Origin of the sequence: Brevundimonas sp. (genome assembly GCF_051860745.1) — a bacterium.
Classification (GTDB): Bacteria; Pseudomonadota; Alphaproteobacteria; order Caulobacterales; family Caulobacteraceae; genus Brevundimonas.
On record NZ_JBHYDN010000011.1, the window covers coordinates 40,094 to 56,458 of the forward strand.

The 16,365-nt window shown below is 68.4% G+C and carries 19 protein-coding genes; 7 read left to right on the plus strand and 12 right to left on the minus strand.

Translation table 11 applies throughout. The features are described from left to right. Positions 1–50: 50 nt before the first annotated feature. A complete protein-coding gene (locus ACTIEW_RS12180) occupies positions 51–842 on the minus strand; it encodes an SDR family oxidoreductase (protein ID WP_439478167.1) in 792 nt (263 codons plus the stop codon). Then, positions 842–1,141: a 4a-hydroxytetrahydrobiopterin dehydratase gene (locus ACTIEW_RS12185; RefSeq protein WP_439478168.1), complete on the minus strand. Its 300-nt coding sequence runs from the start codon at positions 1,139–1,141 to the stop codon at positions 842–844. Before ACTIEW_RS12185 ends, ACTIEW_RS12180 begins: the two co-directional genes overlap by 1 nt. A 124-nt stretch (positions 1,142–1,265) precedes the next feature. On the opposite strand from ACTIEW_RS12185, the gene ACTIEW_RS12190 reads away from it, so the two are divergent. Genes ACTIEW_RS12190 through ACTIEW_RS12210 form a run of 5 tightly spaced genes read left to right on the plus strand, consistent with a single transcriptional unit; the run spans position 1,266 to position 5,635 of the window. Further along, positions 1,266–2,021, plus strand: coding sequence for a Crp/Fnr family transcriptional regulator (locus ACTIEW_RS12190; RefSeq protein WP_439478218.1), 756 nt, complete (start codon positions 1,266–1,268; stop codon positions 2,019–2,021). Between the two features lie 9 nt (positions 2,022–2,030). After that, positions 2,031–2,807, plus strand: coding sequence for a class I SAM-dependent methyltransferase (locus tag ACTIEW_RS12195; RefSeq protein ID WP_439478169.1), 777 nt, complete (start codon positions 2,031–2,033; stop codon positions 2,805–2,807). After that, positions 2,795–4,390, plus strand: a complete 1,596-nt coding sequence (ubiB, locus tag ACTIEW_RS12200) for a 2-polyprenylphenol 6-hydroxylase (protein WP_439478170.1) — start codon at positions 2,795–2,797, stop codon at positions 4,388–4,390. Before ACTIEW_RS12195 ends, ubiB begins: the two co-directional genes overlap by 13 nt. A 22-nt stretch (positions 4,391–4,412) precedes the next feature. Beyond that, complete coding sequence (locus ACTIEW_RS12205; RefSeq protein ID WP_439478171.1) at positions 4,413–4,862, plus strand: hypothetical protein; 450 nt, start codon at positions 4,413–4,415, stop codon at positions 4,860–4,862. 29 nt (positions 4,863–4,891) lie between these two features. Next, the gene (locus ACTIEW_RS12210; RefSeq protein WP_439478172.1) at positions 4,892–5,635 is read left to right on the plus strand and encodes a hypothetical protein; all 744 of its coding nucleotides are present in this window, start codon (positions 4,892–4,894) and stop codon (positions 5,633–5,635) included. On the opposite strand, the gene arfB is transcribed toward ACTIEW_RS12210, so the two are convergent. The 7 genes from arfB to ACTIEW_RS12245 all read right to left on the minus strand — a co-directional run bounded on the left by arfB (position 5,632) and on the right by ACTIEW_RS12245 (position 12,077). Continuing rightward, positions 5,632–6,036 carry an alternative ribosome rescue aminoacyl-tRNA hydrolase ArfB gene (gene arfB, locus ACTIEW_RS12215; protein WP_439478173.1) on the minus strand — a complete coding sequence of 135 codons (405 nt, stop codon included), beginning with the start codon at positions 6,034–6,036 and terminating at the stop codon, positions 5,632–5,634. The genes ACTIEW_RS12210 and arfB overlap by 4 nt on opposite strands. Next, complete coding sequence (locus ACTIEW_RS12220) at positions 6,033–6,506, minus strand: YaiI/YqxD family protein (RefSeq protein WP_439478174.1); 474 nt, start codon at positions 6,504–6,506, stop codon at positions 6,033–6,035. Before ACTIEW_RS12220 ends, arfB begins: the two co-directional genes overlap by 4 nt. Before the next feature lie 101 nt (positions 6,507–6,607). Next, positions 6,608–7,957: an amidohydrolase family protein gene (locus ACTIEW_RS12225; RefSeq protein WP_439478175.1), complete on the minus strand. Its 1,350-nt coding sequence runs from the start codon at positions 7,955–7,957 to the stop codon at positions 6,608–6,610. Then, the gene (locus ACTIEW_RS12230; RefSeq protein WP_439478176.1) at positions 7,957–9,453 is read right to left on the minus strand and encodes an amidohydrolase; all 1,497 of its coding nucleotides are present in this window, start codon (positions 9,451–9,453) and stop codon (positions 7,957–7,959) included. The genes ACTIEW_RS12225 and ACTIEW_RS12230 overlap by 1 nt, the downstream gene beginning before the upstream one ends. A 94-nt stretch (positions 9,454–9,547) precedes the next feature. After that, a complete protein-coding gene (locus ACTIEW_RS12235) occupies positions 9,548–9,826 on the minus strand; it encodes a DUF167 family protein (protein ID WP_439478177.1) in 279 nt (92 codons plus the stop codon). 557 nt (positions 9,827–10,383) lie between these two features. Continuing rightward, entirely contained in the window at positions 10,384–11,313 is a 930-nt protein-coding gene (locus ACTIEW_RS12240; RefSeq protein ID WP_439478178.1) for an electron transfer flavoprotein subunit alpha/FixB family protein, read from the minus strand. Next, entirely contained in the window at positions 11,313–12,077 is a 765-nt protein-coding gene (locus ACTIEW_RS12245; RefSeq protein WP_439478179.1) for an electron transfer flavoprotein subunit beta/FixA family protein, read from the minus strand. The genes ACTIEW_RS12240 and ACTIEW_RS12245 overlap by 1 nt, the downstream gene beginning before the upstream one ends. Before the next feature lie 122 nt (positions 12,078–12,199). On the opposite strand from ACTIEW_RS12245, the gene ACTIEW_RS12250 reads away from it, so the two are divergent. Further along, positions 12,200–12,532 (plus strand): hypothetical protein, encoded by a 333-nt coding sequence (locus tag ACTIEW_RS12250; RefSeq protein WP_439478180.1) that lies wholly within the window; start codon positions 12,200–12,202, stop codon positions 12,530–12,532. Position 12,533: 1 nt separating this feature from the next. Here the strand turns inward: ACTIEW_RS12250 and ACTIEW_RS12255 are convergent, their stop codons facing one another. The 3 genes from ACTIEW_RS12255 to ahcY all read right to left on the minus strand — a co-directional run bounded on the left by ACTIEW_RS12255 (position 12,534) and on the right by ahcY (position 14,843). Next, a complete protein-coding gene (locus tag ACTIEW_RS12255; RefSeq protein WP_439478181.1) occupies positions 12,534–13,106 on the minus strand; it encodes a cob(I)yrinic acid a,c-diamide adenosyltransferase in 573 nt (190 codons plus the stop codon). A gap of 4 nt (positions 13,107–13,110) precedes the next feature. Then, positions 13,111–13,317, minus strand: coding sequence for a twin transmembrane helix small protein (locus tag ACTIEW_RS12260; RefSeq protein WP_439478182.1), 207 nt, complete (start codon positions 13,315–13,317; stop codon positions 13,111–13,113). A gap of 134 nt (positions 13,318–13,451) precedes the next feature. Then, the gene (gene ahcY / locus ACTIEW_RS12265; protein WP_439478183.1) at positions 13,452–14,843 is read right to left on the minus strand and encodes an adenosylhomocysteinase; all 1,392 of its coding nucleotides are present in this window, start codon (positions 14,841–14,843) and stop codon (positions 13,452–13,454) included. A 161-nt stretch (positions 14,844–15,004) separates the two neighbouring features. Between ahcY and ACTIEW_RS12270 the strand changes: the two genes are divergently transcribed. Then, a complete protein-coding gene (locus tag ACTIEW_RS12270) occupies positions 15,005–16,339 on the plus strand; it encodes an amidohydrolase family protein (protein WP_439478184.1) in 1,335 nt (444 codons plus the stop codon). Positions 16,340–16,365 lie beyond the last annotated feature (26 nt).

Genomic DNA, 16,365 nt, shown 5'->3' on the forward strand with positions numbered 1-16,365 from the left:
GGGCCGACGACCGCGGGCCAACAGGCCAGGCAATAGCGACGCCCGCGTCGCTATTGCGCCAGCATGCCGCCGTCGATCTTGAACTCGGCGCCGGTGACGAATTTGGATTCGTCCGAGGCGAGGTAGAGGACGCAGTAAGCCACGTCGTTCGGCTCGCCGATCCGCTTCAGGGGGATGCCGCGGCTGAGGCGTTCGTGGGCCTTGGCCTCGTCGCCGCCGGCCATGGCGATGAAGGGGTCGAGAATCGGGGTTTTGATGAAGACCGGGTGCACCGAGTTGCAGCGCACGTTCCAGTCCATCTTGGCGGCCTCAAGCGCAACGGTCTTGGAGTACATCCACACGCCCGCCTTGGTGGCGTTGTAGGCGCCCATGCCCGGCGCGGCGGCGAGGCCGGCGATCGAGGAGATGTTGATGATCGAAGCTGGCGCACAGGCCCGCAGGTGGGGCATGGCGTGTTTGCAGCCCAGCATGATCGACAACAGGTTGATCTCGAACTGCCGCTGCCAGGACGCGACCGTATCCTGCTCGACGAAGGCCAGGACGTCGCCGACGCCGGCGTTGTTGACCAGGATGGACAGGCCGCCCATCGCCTTGACGGCTCCGTCGATGACCGTGACCCACTGGTCCTCTTTCGCGACGTCATGCTGGAAGGCGAAGGTCGAGCCGGGGACCTCGGCGTTGATCGCGTCGGCGAGCGTCCGCGCGCCGGCCAGATTGACGTCGGTGACGGCGACCTTCGCGCCCTCGCGGGCCAGCATCCAGGCCATGGCCTCGCCCAGCCCGCCGGCCGCGCCGGTGATCAGGGCCTTTTTGCCCGCGACCCGTCCCGCCCTGCCCGCCATCATTTCGCTCCCATCGCGCCGGCCGCTTCATCGATGAAGCGGGCCATGTTCACGTCCTTGTCGGTGACGCCGCCGGCGTCGTGTGTAGTCAGCAGGACCTCGACCCGATTGTAGACGTTCGACCATTCCGGATGGTGGTCGACCTTGTCGGCCAGAAGGGCGACGCGGGTCATGAAGCCGAAGGCGGCGTTGAAGTCGGCGAAGGTCAGGCTGCGGGCGATCGCGGGGCGCTCGCCCTCATGCTCGCGCCAAAACGGCAGGCCTTTCAGAGCTTCCGCAACGTCAATCCGGTCGGCCATGGCGTCCTCCTGCATCCTTCGCCGTATCGCGCCCGTCGGGCCTCCACAAGCGCTACGGAACGCGCGGTGAAGCTTGGGCGTTACCGGGCGTCACCCTTCACGACGGGAGTCCGCCTTGGACAATATGTGGATCGCCGCGCTCGACCCCGCCGACCGGGCGAGAATCGAACCCCATCTGCATGTGCGGCCCTTCGCCCAGGGTGAGATGCTGTACGACGCCGGCGAGGCGGTCGAGGAGGTCTGGTTCCCGATGAGCGGGGTGGTGTCGCTGATGACCATTCTCGACGACGACCGGATGATCGAAACCGCCGCCATCGGCCGGGAAGGTCTGGTCGGCGTCACCTGCGGGCCGATGAACGCCCGCGCCGCCAGCCGGGCCATCGCCCAGGTGGAAGGCGTGTCGGCCTGCTGTCCCGCGGATGTCTTCGCGGACGCCCTGCACGAGAGCGAGGCGATGCGCATGGCGCTGGCGAAATTCACCGAAGGCCTGTTCGCCCAGGTGCAGCAAACGGCGGCCTGCAACGCCCAGCACCGGCTGGACGAGCGGCTGGCGCGCTGGCTGCTGACCATCCACGACCGCGCCGAAAGCGACCGTTTCGACCTGACCCAGGCCGATATCGCCGGGATGCTGGGCGTACGCCGCGCCACGGTGTCGGAGGTGGGAACCCTGCTGGTCGACAAGGGGCTGATCCGTCGCGGCCGCGGCTGGGTCGAGATCACGGACCGCAAGGCGCTGGAGGCCGCCGCCTGCGGTTGCTACGGCGCGATCCGGAGCCTGATGAAGGACCTCGGCGTTCCGCGTCCCAGGACAGGGGTCCACCGACGACGCCTTGCAACCGCGACCACGCGGCCCGGTGACGGCAGGGCGCCGACGCGCTAGACCGCGCCCATGATCGACACGGCCGCGCCTTCCGACAAGACCTCCTCCTTCGGCTTTCGCGATGTCGATGCGAAGGAGAAGGTGCAACTGGTCCGTGGCGTGTTCGACAGCGTGGCCTCCAGCTACGACCTGATGAATGACCTGATGAGCGGGGGCGTGCACCGGCTCTGGAAGGATGCGGCGTCGGCCAAGCTGAATCCGCGGCCAGGCGAGACCATCCTCGACGTCGCCGGCGGCACCGGCGACATGGCGCGGCGCTATGCGAAGATGGCGCGGGCGGCGCAGGCGCGGCGTGGGGGGGAAGACGCCTCGGTCATCGTGCTGGACTACAACGCTGAAATGATCATGGCCGGGGTGCACAAGGGCGGCGAGCCGGAGATGCAATGGACGGTCGGGGACGCCATGGCCCTGCCGCTGCCGGACGCCTCGGTCGACGCCTATTCGATCAGTTTCGGCATCCGCAATGTGGCCGACATTCCGCAGGCCCTGCGCGAGGCGCGGCGGGTGCTCAAACCCAGCGGGAGGTTTCTGTGTCTGGAGTTCTCGCGGCCCACGGCCTCGGCGATCCGCAAGGCCTATGACGCCTGGTCGTTCCACGCCATTCCGCGCATCGGCGGCTGGGTCGCCGGCGATCGCGACAGCTATCAGTATCTGGTCGAGAGCATTCGCCGCTTCCCCGACCAGACGACCTTCAAGGGCATGATCGAGACCGCCGGATTCAGCCGGGTGACCGTGACCAATCTATCGGGCGGAGTCGCAGCCATCCATCACGGGTGGGCGATCTGACCAGTCCCGCCGACTACAAGACGGCGCCCCCGCCGCCTCTCGCCGAACCGGTGCGGCATCCGGTCGATGCGACCCTGCGCCTGCTCGGCTGGGGCTGGGTGCTGGTACGCCATGACGCCCTGGCGCCGCGCGAGATCACCCCCCTGCTGCCGGTGTGGATCCGCTGGCTGGCGCATCTGCTGCACGCCTTCGCCGGCAAGGAGGGCCGCGATGGCCGTCCCGGGCAGCGGCTGGGCAAGGCGTTCGAACATCTGGGGCCGGTGGCGATCAAGCTGGGGCAGGTGCTGGCCACCCGCGCCGACATCTTCGGCATCGAGTTCGCGCGCGATCTGGGCCGGCTGAAGGACGCGCTTGAGCCCTTCCCGGTCGATCAGGCGCGGCGAGAGGTCGAACGGTCGCTGGGTCGGCCGGTCGAGAGCCTGTTCACCGATTTCGGCCCGCCGGTGGCCGCGGCTTCGCTGGCCCAGGCCCATCCGGCGTGGCTGGCCGACGGCCGCAAGGTGGCGGTCAAGGTGCTGCGCCCCGGGGTCGAGCGGCGGGTGGCGCAGGGGCTGGACTCCATGCGGCTGGCGGCGCGGATCGCCGTCCGCTTCGTACCCCTGGCGCGGCGGCTGGAGCCCTCGGCCTTCGTCGAGACCATCGCCCGCACCCTGCGGCTGGAGCTGGATATGCGGCTGGAGGCCGCCGCGGCGTCCGAGCTCAAGGACATCATGGACAGGGACGCCGCGGCCGGCGGCCATATGACCGCGCCCGCAGTGATCTGGGACGGGGTCGGCAAACGGGTGCTGACGCTGGAATGGGCCCCCGGCATGGCGATGACTGACGCTGCCGCCGCCGACCAGCCGGGACTGGACCGCAACGCCCTGGCCGACAATGTCGTGCGCGCCTTCCTGACCCAGGCGCTGGATCACGGGACCTTCCACGCCGACCTGCACGAGGGAAACCTGTTCTGCCACGCTCCCGCCGAGCTGACGGCGATCGACTTCGGCATCGTCGGCCGGCTGGGGCCGGCCGAGCGCCGCTATCTGGCGGAAATTCTCTGGGGCTTCCTCAGCCGGGATTATGACCGCATCTCGCGGGTGCATTTCGAGGCCGGCTATGTGCCGCCCGAACACTCGGTCGAGGCCTTCGCACAGGCCCTGCGCGCGGTCGGAGAGCCGGTGATCGGCAAGGCGGCGTCCCAGGTGTCGATGGGGCGGCTGCTGGGCCAGCTGTTCGAGATCACCGACCTGTTCGACATGCATCTGCGACCCGAACTGATCCTGCTGCAGAAGACCATGGTCTCGGTCGAGGGCGTGGCGCGGCGGCTGAATCCCGACCACGACCTGTGGGCCGCCGCGAGTCCGGTGGTCGAGCGCTGGATTCGCCGTGAGCTGGGTCCACAGGCCCAGGTGCGTGACGCGATCGAGGAAATTCGCGCGACCCTGAAGGCGTTGGCCCGGCTGGCCCAGAACCCGCCGCAGCCACAGACGGTAGTCATCCGCGAGGCGCATACGCCGGCATGGGTGATCGTCTGTGTCACGCTTGCAATGTCCGCGGCCGCGGCCGCCCTTGTTCTGTCGCTTTGGCCCTCCATCGTCTGATCCCAGTACTGGAGACGACCCCATGAAGCCGCTTTTGATCGCCGCCGCCCTCCTGCTTCTTCCCGCTGCGGCCCAGGCCCAGGTCGCCGCCGCGTCGATGCCCAACAGTTTCGACGCCCCCGCCCCGGCGGCGCGCGTGGCCGCCCCGGTTATCGCGGCCGCTCCGGCCGCTTTGGCTCCCGCCAACCCCCGGGCCGAAGACGTGCTGCGCGAGATCATCGCCGGCGCCCAGGCGGGCACGATCGACTATTCGTTGATGAGCGACGATCTGGCCGCCCGGGTGCGTGAACAGGAAACCGCCATCCAGCCCCTGATCGCCGGCTTCGGTCCGGTGCAGGCGGTTGACTTCGTCGGCAACCAGAACGGCGCGGATCTGTTCGCCGTGACCTTCACCAACGCTGCGACCCAGTGGGTGATCGGCTTCAACGAGGCCGACAAGGTCGCCGCCCTGTTGTTCCGTCCGGCGGAATAGCCCCGCCCTTCTACTATCGGGAGTCCGCCATGCGCGAACATGACGCCGCATCGAACCGGCCTGCGTCGCGCCGTATGCAAGCTCTCGGGGTTGGACTGCTGTCCGCTGTCGCCCTGTCCGCCTGCGCTGGTCCCGGGATGGGGCCGGGCGGCCCCTTCGGCGGTCCGGGTGAGAACCGGCCCGCCCAGCCGTCCTTGTTTGTCAGCCCGTTCGGCGAGGTCTTCGCGGCGGCGCCGGGCGAGCCTTGGCCGGTGGGAGACTGGTTCCTGGGCGCGGACGCCGATCTGGACGGCGTCGTGGTGTACGACGAATTCGCCGCCGACGGTCGCCGGTGGTTCGATCACCTCGACGCCGATCGGGATGGCCGACTGGGCCAGGCCGAACTGTGGGCCTATGAGGCCAGCCTGCGTGAGATTGGCGGCGGCATGGGCGCGGGCGGTCCGGGACGGGGCGGTCGCGGACCGGGCGTCCGGCCGAACGGGGCGTCGCTGGGGCTCGCCCCGCCGCAGACCGGCGGTGGAAGCAACATCCGGCGTCAGGGCGGACCGCGCGGGCCGCGCGGCTACGGGATCGTGGCCGAGGCCGGCTTCTTCAACCTGCCCCAGCCGGTCAAGGCCGCCGATGTGAACGTCGACCAGAGGGTCACCGCCGAGGAGTGGACGGCGGCGACGCAACGCTGGTTCCTGGCGCTGGATACGGACCGCGACGGCCGATTGATGCTGGCTGGCCTGCCGAAAACGCCGCTGCAGCAGCGGGCCGAGGCGCGGCGCTAATCGTCCGCGCCGGGGCGGCCGCGGCCGCTTTTGATCGTCGAGCGTTTGGCCTTGCCTTCCAGCCGCCGCTCTTTCGAGGCGCGGGTGGGTTTGGTCGGCACGCGATAGACCGGGGCGATCGAGGCCTTGTCGACCAGACCCTGCAACCGTTCGACGGCGTCGGCGCGGTTGCGCTCCTGGGTGCGATAGCGGACGGCGGTGATCAGGATGATCCCGTCCAGGGTCAGCCGGCTGCCCGCCAGCTTCATCAACCGGGCCCGGACCGGCTCGGTCAGGGACGGCGAGTTGCGGGCGTCGAACCGCATCTGCACGGCGGTCGAGACCTTGTTGACGTTCTGCCCGCCCGGCCCGCCGGCGCGGAAGAAGCGGAACTCCAGCTCGTTCTCGGGGATGACCGTCACCGCCTCGACCCCGCCAGAACCACCCGTTTGGCCCGTACCACGGCCTGATCCAGCGCCTGCAGGAAGGCGGAGCGGTCCTTGGGACCAAACGGCGGCGGGCCCGAGGTGGCGACGCCCATGGAGCGCAGGTGCTCGCCGACCATCCGGCCTGCGAGGGCCGAACCGATGGAGTCCGGCGTGAAGGGCTGGCCGTTCGACTTCAGCGCCTGGGCGCCGGCCTTCAAACAGCGGTCGGCCAGCGGGATGTCGGCGGTGATGACGATGTCGCCTGGCCCCGCCCGCTCGGCGATCCAGTCGTCGGCGATGTCCGGGCCGGCGTCGACGACGACCTGTTCGATCCACTTCTCGCGCGGGGTGTTGATCCAGCTGTTCGAGACCACGAACACATGCAGGCCGTAGCGGCCCGCCACGCGATAGACCTCGTCCTTCACCGGACAGGCGTCGGCGTCGATGAAGAGGCGGGGGGTCATGAAGGTTCTAGGTTCCAGGGATCAGGTTCTAGGGGACAGTGAGCGAACTGCTCCGAGCATACTTCCCTAGAACCCAGAACCTAGAACCTAAACCCTGGTCCCTACCGGTCGTACGCCGGCGGCATCGCCCCTTCGCCGCCGTCGCGATAGCGGTCGCGGAGCAGGAACTGGCGGCTGGTCGGGGCCTGTTCGGCGCCGCCGATGAAGATGGTCTCGGCGTCGCTGAGCGGCTCCAGCGGGTCGCCGGACCAGATCACCACATCGGCGGCCGCGCCGGCGCGCAGTTCGCCGAACTGGCCGGCCATGCCGAAGATGCGGGCCGGATTGACCGTGATAGCCTCGATGGCGGCCTCATAGGGCAGACCGTGCGAGACGGCGTTGCCCGCGTTGTAGCGGGTCTCGCGCACCCGGTGGGAACCGTCATTGCCCTTGATGGCGATGACCACGCCCGCCGCGTCGAGCGCCGCAGCGTTCTGCATCCGCGTCGCCCGGGTCTCGAGATTGCCCGGCAGGTTGGAGATGGGGTTGAGCAGGACGGGCACATTGGCCGCCGCGATCTGGTCGGCGACCAGCCAGCCTTCCTCGGCGCCGTCGAGGATGATCCGGACGCCTTCCTCGCGGGCGAGGCGCAGGACCTGCTGGATGTCGGCGGCGCGGCGCACGGTGACGATCAGCGGCATGGAGCCGTTGGCGACCGGGATCAGGGCCTCCAGATCGGCGCGCGACAGGCTGAGGTCGCGCAGGCCCGCGCGGTCATAGGCGCCGCGATTGCGGGCGTAGAGGCGGACCTCGGCAAGGGTTTCCTTGAACTGGGTGAACTGGGCCCCGCGGGCGCCGCCGGCGATGCCGGCTCCGGCTTCGCCGAAGGGGGCGACCATGGCGACGCGCGGCTTGACCAGGATGTCGGTCCCGGCCGCCAGATGGATGATGGCCGCCTGACCGGCGAACAGGCCGGGCGACTGCAGGCCGCCCGCGCCGACCCCGGCGAAGTCACTGTCATCATGGGCGTGACCGCCTCCGCCGCCGCCCGGATGGCTGGGGACGACGATGGCGCGGGTGATGCCGCCGAGGCGCGCCACCGGCAGGGTGAAGGACCAGGGATCGAGGCCGTAGCTGACGTCGAACGAGGCGCTGATCGTGTTGGCGCCATTGGTCAGGTCGTTTGAACCGTCAACCGAGGAGATTTCCGAACCGCCGAGGCCGCTGTCGACCGCGACGAAGCCGGGCGTGACCACCTTGCCGCGCGCGTCGATGATGCGTGCGCCGACAGGGGCGGCGGCGGTCCCGACCGAGACGACCCGGCCGTTCTGGATCACCACGGTCCCGTTCTCGATCACGGAGGTTCCGGTCAGCACCCGGCCGCCGGTGATGGCGGTCAGGGTCTGGGCGAAGGCGGGCGTCGACAGCGCGGCCGCGCAGGCGGCGCCGAGGATGAGGCTCTTGAGGCGCATCAGCGGGCTCCCTGCAGGACGTTGGCGGCCGGCAGGCCGAAGCCCGGCTGGCCCAGTTCATAGTCGGACAGAGGCTGATAAGCCGGGTTCATCCGGTCGAAGGTCAGGGCCCCGTCGATGAAGACCTGATCGGCGCGGGCGTAGACGCTGAACGGATTGGCGCTCCAGATCACCACATCGGCGCGCTTGCCGGCCTCGAGCGAGCCGGTCTGGTCGGCGATGCCGAGCGAACGGGCCGGATTGAGGGTGATCCAGCTGATCGCCCGCTCCTCACTGATGTTCATGCCGATGCGGCGGCCGGCGGCCAGGGCGGCGGCGGCCTCCTGGTTCAGCCGCTGGGTCAGTTCGGCGTCGTCGGAGTGGATGACGGCGCAGGAACCCTCGGGCGCGTCGACCAGGGCGGCGTTGGCCTCGACCGCGTCGAGGGCTTCCATCTTGAAGCCCCACCAGCCGGTCCACATGTCGGCGCAGATGCCCTCGCGGGCCAGCAGCGGCGCGACCTTGTAGGCTTCGATCGCATGGTGGAAGGCGGTGATCTCATAGCCGAACTCATTGGCGATATCGATCATCACCGCCATCTCGTCGGCGCGGTAGCAGTGGTTCTGGACCAGCACCGTGCCCTCCAGCACCCCGACCAGGGTCTCGAGCTGAAGGTTACGCGTCGGGGGAGAGCCCTCGCCGTCCTCACGCCATTTGTCCCATTTGGCCTTGTACTCGCGGGCGGCGATGAAGGCGGCGCGATAGCCGGCGACATTGCCCATGCCGGTGGCCGGCGAGCTGTTGCGGCCGCCGTAGACGCGCGACGGGTTCTCGCCGCAAGCCATCTTCAGGCCGTAGGGAGCGCCGGGCATCTTCATGCCCTGCATGGTCACTGAGGGGACGTTGCGCACGGTGACGCCGCGGCCGCCGAACAGATTGGCCGAGCCGGGCAGGATCTGGAGGGTGGTCACGCCGCCGGCGCGGGCGGCGTTGAAACCGGGGTCCTGGGGCCAGATTGAATGCTCGGCCCAGACCTGGGCGGTGTTGGGGTTGGTCGCCTCATTGCCGTCGCTCATCCCCGACACGCCGGGCGAGGGATAGACGCCGAGGTGGCTGTGCACGTCGATGATGCCTGGGGTCACGAACCGGCCGCGGGCGTCGACCACGCGATAGCCGCCGGGGACCGGGGTGGAGGCGTCGCCGACCGAGGCGACCTTGCCGTCGGTGACGATGACCACGCCGTTTTCGATCCGCTGGCCGGCGCCGGTGAAGACGGTGCCGCCGACGATGGCCATGTTCTCGCGCGGCAGGCCGCGATAGGTCGAGGGGAAGGGATCGGGGTTGGCTGCGACGTCCAGCCCCCGGGCCAGCGGCTCGCGCGCCTCGTCGGACGAGTCGTCAGCGGCCGGCGTCTCATCGTCCCCGCCCATGGTGGCGCAGGCCGACAGGACCAGTGAACCCGCCAGCACGCAGGCGAGGGTGGCGAGGCTGGAGCCTCGCAAGGCGTGGAATCTCATCGGACGCTCCCCAGATGCGCCCGGCGAGAGGATGGGGGCGCAAGTCGGGGCGGATTACAAAAGCCTTCGACGCGATCCGTCAAAGGCGGAAACATTACAAACCGGTAAGGCGGGCTTTCAGGTCGGGTTCGGACAGACCGTCAACCCCGACCATCTTGGTTCGCGACTGGCCGCCCCGCTGGAGGACCACCGCCGATTTCGGCACGCCGAGCGCCTTGGCCAGCAGCTTGATCAGGGCCTCATTGGCCTCCCCCTCGACCGGCCGGGCGCGGACGCGGACCTTGAGGACGGGCCGCCCTTCGGCGTCCACGTCCCAGCCGTCGATGCGGTCGGCGGACGCGCCGGGAGTCAGGCGGACGGCGAGGTGGACCATGGCGACGCAAGCTTCAGAGCATCCTCGATCAACTGATCGAGCAGTCGGCCATCGTCAGTTCCGTGACGTTCAATCACGAGACCATCAGGGGCGACGCCTCTGGCCCGCCAGGCCCCGTTGGACACTTCCGTTACCGTAAACGACCAGCCTTCAGGTGGCGCTGTGGTTATGGCTCGTTGGTGCGATGACATCCGCGCAGTCTGGCAGATCGGGCATCGGCTTTCTCCCCCCGTCCGAGAGAAAGTTGCTAAACCGAAAGCGCCGCGTTGGTCCTGTCTGCGGAAGCTTCTTGCTTGTCATCCCGGCCGAAGCGAAGCGGAGAGCCGGGACGGCCCGCGCCACCCAAACATCCCTCCCGGACAGCCCGCTTGGGCTGAGCCGGGAGACAGGTTGAGGTCACGCCGGTGGTGGCTCTTTCAAACAAACCGTTCTGAGGCAGCCCTTCTTCCGGCTCAGCCCTGCGGGCTGTCCGGAAGCACTGGATTCCCGGTGCTGTGCGTCCCGGATCGCCGCTTTGCGGCGTCCGGGATGACAAGGGGCCGGTGCCCGGCGGGCTTCTAGCCCAGCGCCTTCATCAGCTCCGGCACCACGACCTTGTAGTCGCCGACGATGCCGTAATCCGCGACCTGGAAGATCGGGGCGTCGGCGTCCTTGTTGATGGCGACGATGACCTTGGAGTCCTTCATCCCGGCGAGGTGCTGGATGGCGCCCGAGATGCCGATGGCGATGTAGAGGGCCGGGGCGACGACCTTGCCGGTCTGGCCGACCTGATAGTCGTTGGGGGCGTAGCCGGCGTCGACGGCGGCGCGCGAGGCGCCCACGGCGGCGCCGAGTCGGTCGGCCAGCGGGTCCATGACGGCGTGGAACTCCTCGGCCGAACCGAGGGCCCGGCCGCCCGAGACGACGATCTTCGCCGCGCCCAGTTCGGGCCGGTCCGACTTGACCATCTCCTCGCTGACGAAGGCCGATTTGCCGGCGTCGGCGCCCGCGATGGTCTCGACCTTGGCCGAGCCGCCTTCAGCGGCGGCGTCGAAACTGGTCGGGCGCACGGTGATGACCTTCTTTGCATCGCCGGACTGGATCGTCTCCAGGGCGTTGCCGGCGTAGATCGGGCGCACGAAGGTGTCGTTGGACACGACTTCGATGATGTCCGAGATCGGGGCGACATCGAGCTTTGCGGCGATGCGCGGCATGAAATTCTTGCCGTCGGTGGTGGCCGGCGAAAGGATGGCGTCATAGCCGCCGGCGAGGCCGGTCACGGTCGCCTCGACCGCCTCGGCCAGCTGGTGACCCAGGCCGGCGCTTTCGGCCAGCAGCACCTTGCGCACGCCGGCGATCTTCGCGGCGGCGTCGGCCGCGGCCTTCGAGCCCTGGCCGATGACCAGAATGTCGACGTCGTCCGACAGTTTCAGCGCGGCGGTGACGGTCTTGTGGGTGGTGTCGCGGACGGTTGCGCCGTCGCGGTCGGCGATAACGAGAACGGCCATTACAGGACCCCTGCGGTCTTGAGTTTCGCAACCAGTTCGGCGGCGTCGGCCACCTTGATCCCGGCCGAGCGCTGCGGCGGGGCGGTGACCTTGAGCACCTTGAGGCGCGGCGCCGTGTCGACGCCGTAGTCGGCGACCGCCTTGACCGCGATCTCCTTCTTCTTGGCCTTCATGATGTTGGGCAGGGAGGCGTAGCGCGGCGTATTCAGGCGCAGGTCCACCGACACCACGGCGGGCAGGGTCGCGGCCAGGGTCTGGAGTCCGCCGTCGACTTCACGCGTCACGGTGGCCTTGCCGCCCGCCAGCACGATCTTGCCGGCGAAGGTGGCCTGGGGCCAGTCGAGCAGGGCGGCGAGCATCTGGCCGACGGCGTTGTTGTCGCCGTCGATCGACTGTTTGCCCAGCAGGACCAGGTCCGGCTTCTCCTCGTCGACCACGGCCTTGAGCAGTTTGGCGACGGCCAGCGGCTCGAGGTCGGCGTCCGACTGGATGAGCAGGCCGCGGTCGGCGCCCATGGCCAGGGCGGTGCGGATGGTCTCCTGGGCCTGGGTCACGCCGATGGAGACGACCACGATCTCGGTGACGGTTCCGGCGGCATGGTGCTCCTTGCCCTCCTTCATGCGCACGGCCTCTTCGACGGCGATCTCGTCGAACGGGTTCATGCTCATCTTGACGTTGGCGAGATCAACGCCGGTCTGGTCCGCCTTGACGCGAGCCTTGACGTTGTAGTCGATCACCCGTTTGACGGGGACGAGAACCTTCATTGTGCTATCCACGAAAGCGCCGGAATGTTGGGTGAGGGAATGGTACGCCTCACCCGGCCTGTCAACGTAACGCCGCGTCAACGGACAGGATCGTCCGCCTCGCCCAGCCTCGGAACGCCTCCATGCATCGCCTCTTGACCATGAAACGGCTCAGCATCCTGTTTCTGAGCATATTCGCCGTGCTGCTGGTCGGCATGTTCGCCTATGAGAGGCTGGTCGTGGCCCCGGGCGACCGTTGCGAGGCGGGCGGCAAATGGTGGGATGCGCAGACCCGGGTCTGCGCCCAGCCGATCTCCATCGCCGAGATCACCGGCCGGCCCAATCCCGGCGAACGCGCCGCCGCCTCGGCCGGGAAGAACCGGGAACTGGTGGCGATCGAGGCGTCCCTGGCGGCTCAGCAGCGCGCGCGCGACGCCGACGCCGATCGCCAGCGCGCGGCCCTCGCGGCGCAGTGAGCTAGCGCGTCGCGCCCGGCGTCCATTTCACGTCGTCGGCGCCATTGGCGTTGGCCCGGCGGGCGGCGACGAACAGATGGTCGGACAGCCGGTTCAGATAGCGGATCGCCGCCGGGGTCACCGCCTCGCCGGCTTCGATCAGCCGCACCGCCTCGCGCTCGGCGCGCCGGGCCACGGTGCGGGCCAGATGCAGATGCGCCGACAGGGCTGAGCCGCCGGGCAGGATGAAGCTGTCCAAATCCTTCAGGCTCTCGTTCATCCAGTCGATCTCGGTCTCCAGCCGTTCGACCTGGCTGTCGACGATGCGCAGCGCCTCCCATTTCGGCGCGGGCTCCAGCGGCGTGGCGAGGTCGGCGCCGAGGTCGAACAGCTCGTTCTGGATTCGGCCCAGCATGGCGTCAATTCGGTCGTTCTGGCCGGAATGAAGTCGGGCGACGCCGAGGACGCTGTTCAGCTCGTCCACGGCCCCGTAGGCCTCGACGCGGCGGTCGCTCTTGGACACCGTCGCGCCTGACGCCAGCCGCGTCTGACCGCCGTCTCCGGTCCGGGTGTAGATGCGGTTCAGGACCACCACGGGATCAGGACCCCTGCGTGGATTTCCACCACATACCGATCACCAGCAGGACGATGGCCACGGCCTGCAAGGCCACCCTCAGCCGCATCAGCTTGTTGGAGCGCGAGCGGTCCGCGTCCCCGCCCTTGTGCAGCGAATAGATGCCGAACCCCAGGGTGACGGTCACCGCCAGGATCGCAACGAGGATGATGATGTTGATCAGGTTGCCCATAGGGGCAATCTAGGCGGCGCGGTCTTGCGAAGCCAGAGCCCTCGCCGCCGCAGTGCCCCACAGTCGAACGCGCAGCAAAAAGGGCCGGCGCCCTGACGACGCCGACCCCCTTCAATCTTCCGGTCAGCCCCGGCCTAGTAGCGGTAGTGATCCGGCTTGAACGGGCCGGTGGTCGGGACCGAGATATAGTCGGCCTGTTCCTTCGACAGGGTCGTCAGCTTGGCGCCCAGCTTGGCGAGGTGGAGCGTCGCGACCTTTTCATCGAGGTGTTTCGGCAGGACGTAGACCTGGTTGTCGTAGGATTTGGCGTTGGTCCACAGCTCGATCTGGGCCAGCGTCTGGTTGGTGAAGCTGGCGCTCATCACGAATGACGGGTGGCCCGTGGCGTTGCCCAGGTTCACCAGACGGCCTTCCGACAGCAGGATGATCTTCTTGCCGTCCGGGAACTCGATGTGGTGGACCTGCGGCTTGATCTCGTCCCACTTGAAATTCTTCAGGCCGGCGACCTGAATCTCGGAATCGAAATGGCCGATGTTGCAGACGATGGCGTTGTTCTTCATCGCCCGCATGTGGTCGACGGTCAGGACGTCCTTGTTGCCGGTGGCGGTGACGAAGATGTCGGCCTCGCCCGCCACGTCCTCGACGGTGACGACCTCATACCCTTCCATCGCCGCCTGCAGGGCGCAGATCGGATCGACCTCGGTGACCTTCACGCGGGCGCCGCCCTGGCGCAGGGAGGCGGCCGAGCCCTTGCCCACATCGCCATAGCCGCAGACCACGGCGACCTTGCCCGACAGCATGACGTCGGTGCCGCGACGGATCGCGTCGACCAGCGATTCACGGCAGCCGTACAGGTTGTCGAACTTGGACTTGGTGACGCTGTCGTTGACGTTGATGGCGGGGAACGGCAGGTCGCCCTTCTTGGCCATTTCGTACAGGCGGTGGACGCCTGTCGTGGTCTCTTCCGACACGCCGCCGATGGCGTCGCGGATGGCCGAGTAGAAGCCGGGCTTCTCGGCGATGTAGCGCTTCATCACCTTGAAGAGGGCTTCCTCTTCTTCGTTCTGCGGGTTGGCCAGCAGGGACAGGTCCTTCTCGGCCTTGGGGCCGAGCACGCACAGCAGGGTGGCGTCGCCGCCGTCGTCGAGGATCAGGTTCGGATAGCCGCCGTCGGCCCATTCGAAGATCTTGTGGGCATAGTCCCAGTACTCTTCCAGCGTCTCGCCCTTGGTGGCGAACACCGGCGTGCCGTTGGCGGCGATGGCGGCCGCGGCGTGGTCCTGGGTCGAGAAGATGTTGCACGAGGCCCAACGAACGTCGGCGCCGAGGGCTTCCAGCGTCTGGATCAGCACCGCGGTCTGGATCGTCATGTGCAGCGAGCCGGCGATCCGGGCGCCCTTGAGGATCTGTTGCGCGCCGAACTCTTCACGCAGCGCCATCAGGCCCGGCATTTCGGTTTCGGCGATGGCGATTTCCTTGTTCCCGAACGGGGCAAGCGAGATGTCGCGGACGATGTAGTCGGTCATGGAGCGGGGCTTTCCGGGAGAGTGTTCGCGCGGCCTATAGACCGGTCCCGACGCGGGGGCAAGAAACACATAAGGATATCTTTATGTGTTTTCGAATGGCCAGGCTCTGGCGCGGGCCGCACAGGTGCGCTCAACATGGCGGTCTGTTCGGGAGGGTGATTATGCACAGACTGATGGCGAGCGTGGGTGTTGCGGCGGTTCTGGCTCTCGCGGCGCCGGCCATGGCGCAGACGCCGGCCGCAGCCGCAACGGCCGGTCCGGTCACCCTGATCCAGGCCGGACGGCTGCTGGATCGTCCGGGTCAGGCGCCGCGCGGTCCCTCGACCGTGGTGGTGCGCGACGGCCTGATCGTCGAGATCCGGGACGGTTTCGTGGATGCCGCCGCCTTCCCCGGCGCGACCGTCATCGACCAGCGCGACCGCTTCGTCCTGCCGGGCCTGATCGACAGTCATGTGCATCTGGTCTCGGACCTCGGCGGCCAGGCGGGCTTCCTGTCCGGGATCACGGAAAACCTGCCGACCCACGCCTATCGCGCGGCCGAGAACGCGCAGAAGACGCTGATGGCCGGCTTCACCACGGTGCGGAACCTCGGCGACGACGGCGGTGTGACCCTGGCGCTGGCGGACTCCACCGCCGCCCACCGCCTGCCGGGACCGCGCATCATCGACGCAGGGAACAGCATCTCGACCACTTCGGGCCATATGGACGGGCGGCTGGGTTTCAATGACGACTTCCGCGAGACCATCCCGCACGAGAACGTCTGCAACGGCCCGGAGAGCTGCCGCGAAGCGGTGCGTCTGCAGGTCGGGCGCGGCGTCCGCGTGATCAAGATCGCCACCACCGGCGGGGTCAACAGCCGCATCGGCGCCGGGCTTGGGGCCCAGATGTTCGAGGACGAGGCCCGCGCCCTGATCGAGACGGCGCACCTGTACGGCCTCAAGGTCGCGGTCCACGCCCACGGCGCGGACGGAATCAATATGGCGCTGAGGCTGGGCGCTGACTCCATCGAGCACGGCACCATTTTCGACGACGAGACCCTCCGCCTGTTCCGACAGTCGGGCGCCTGGTATGTGCCGACCCTGTCGACGGTGAACGGCTATATCGAGCGTCTGGCCGCCGATCCGAACGCCTATCCGCCCGAGGTTCTGCCCAAGATCCGCTGGCGTATCGAGATCACCGGCCAGTCGTTGCGCCGGGCGATTCCGGCCGGCGTCCGCATCGCCTTCGGCACCGACGCAGGGGTGTCGAAACATGGCCGCAACGCCGACGAGTTCGCCCTGATGGTCCAGCACGGCATGACGCCCATGGCGGCGATCCAGGCGGCGACGGTGAATGCCGCCGACCTGCTGGGCCTGTCCTCGGAGATCGGCACCCTCGAACCCGGGAAGCGCGCGGACATCGTGGCCGTCGACGGCGACCCCCTGACGGACGTGACAGTCCTGACCTCGATGGACTTCGTCATGCGCGACGGTCGGGTCTATCGCGACGAGGAATAGGCGGTAGCTGGTGACTGGTGACTGGT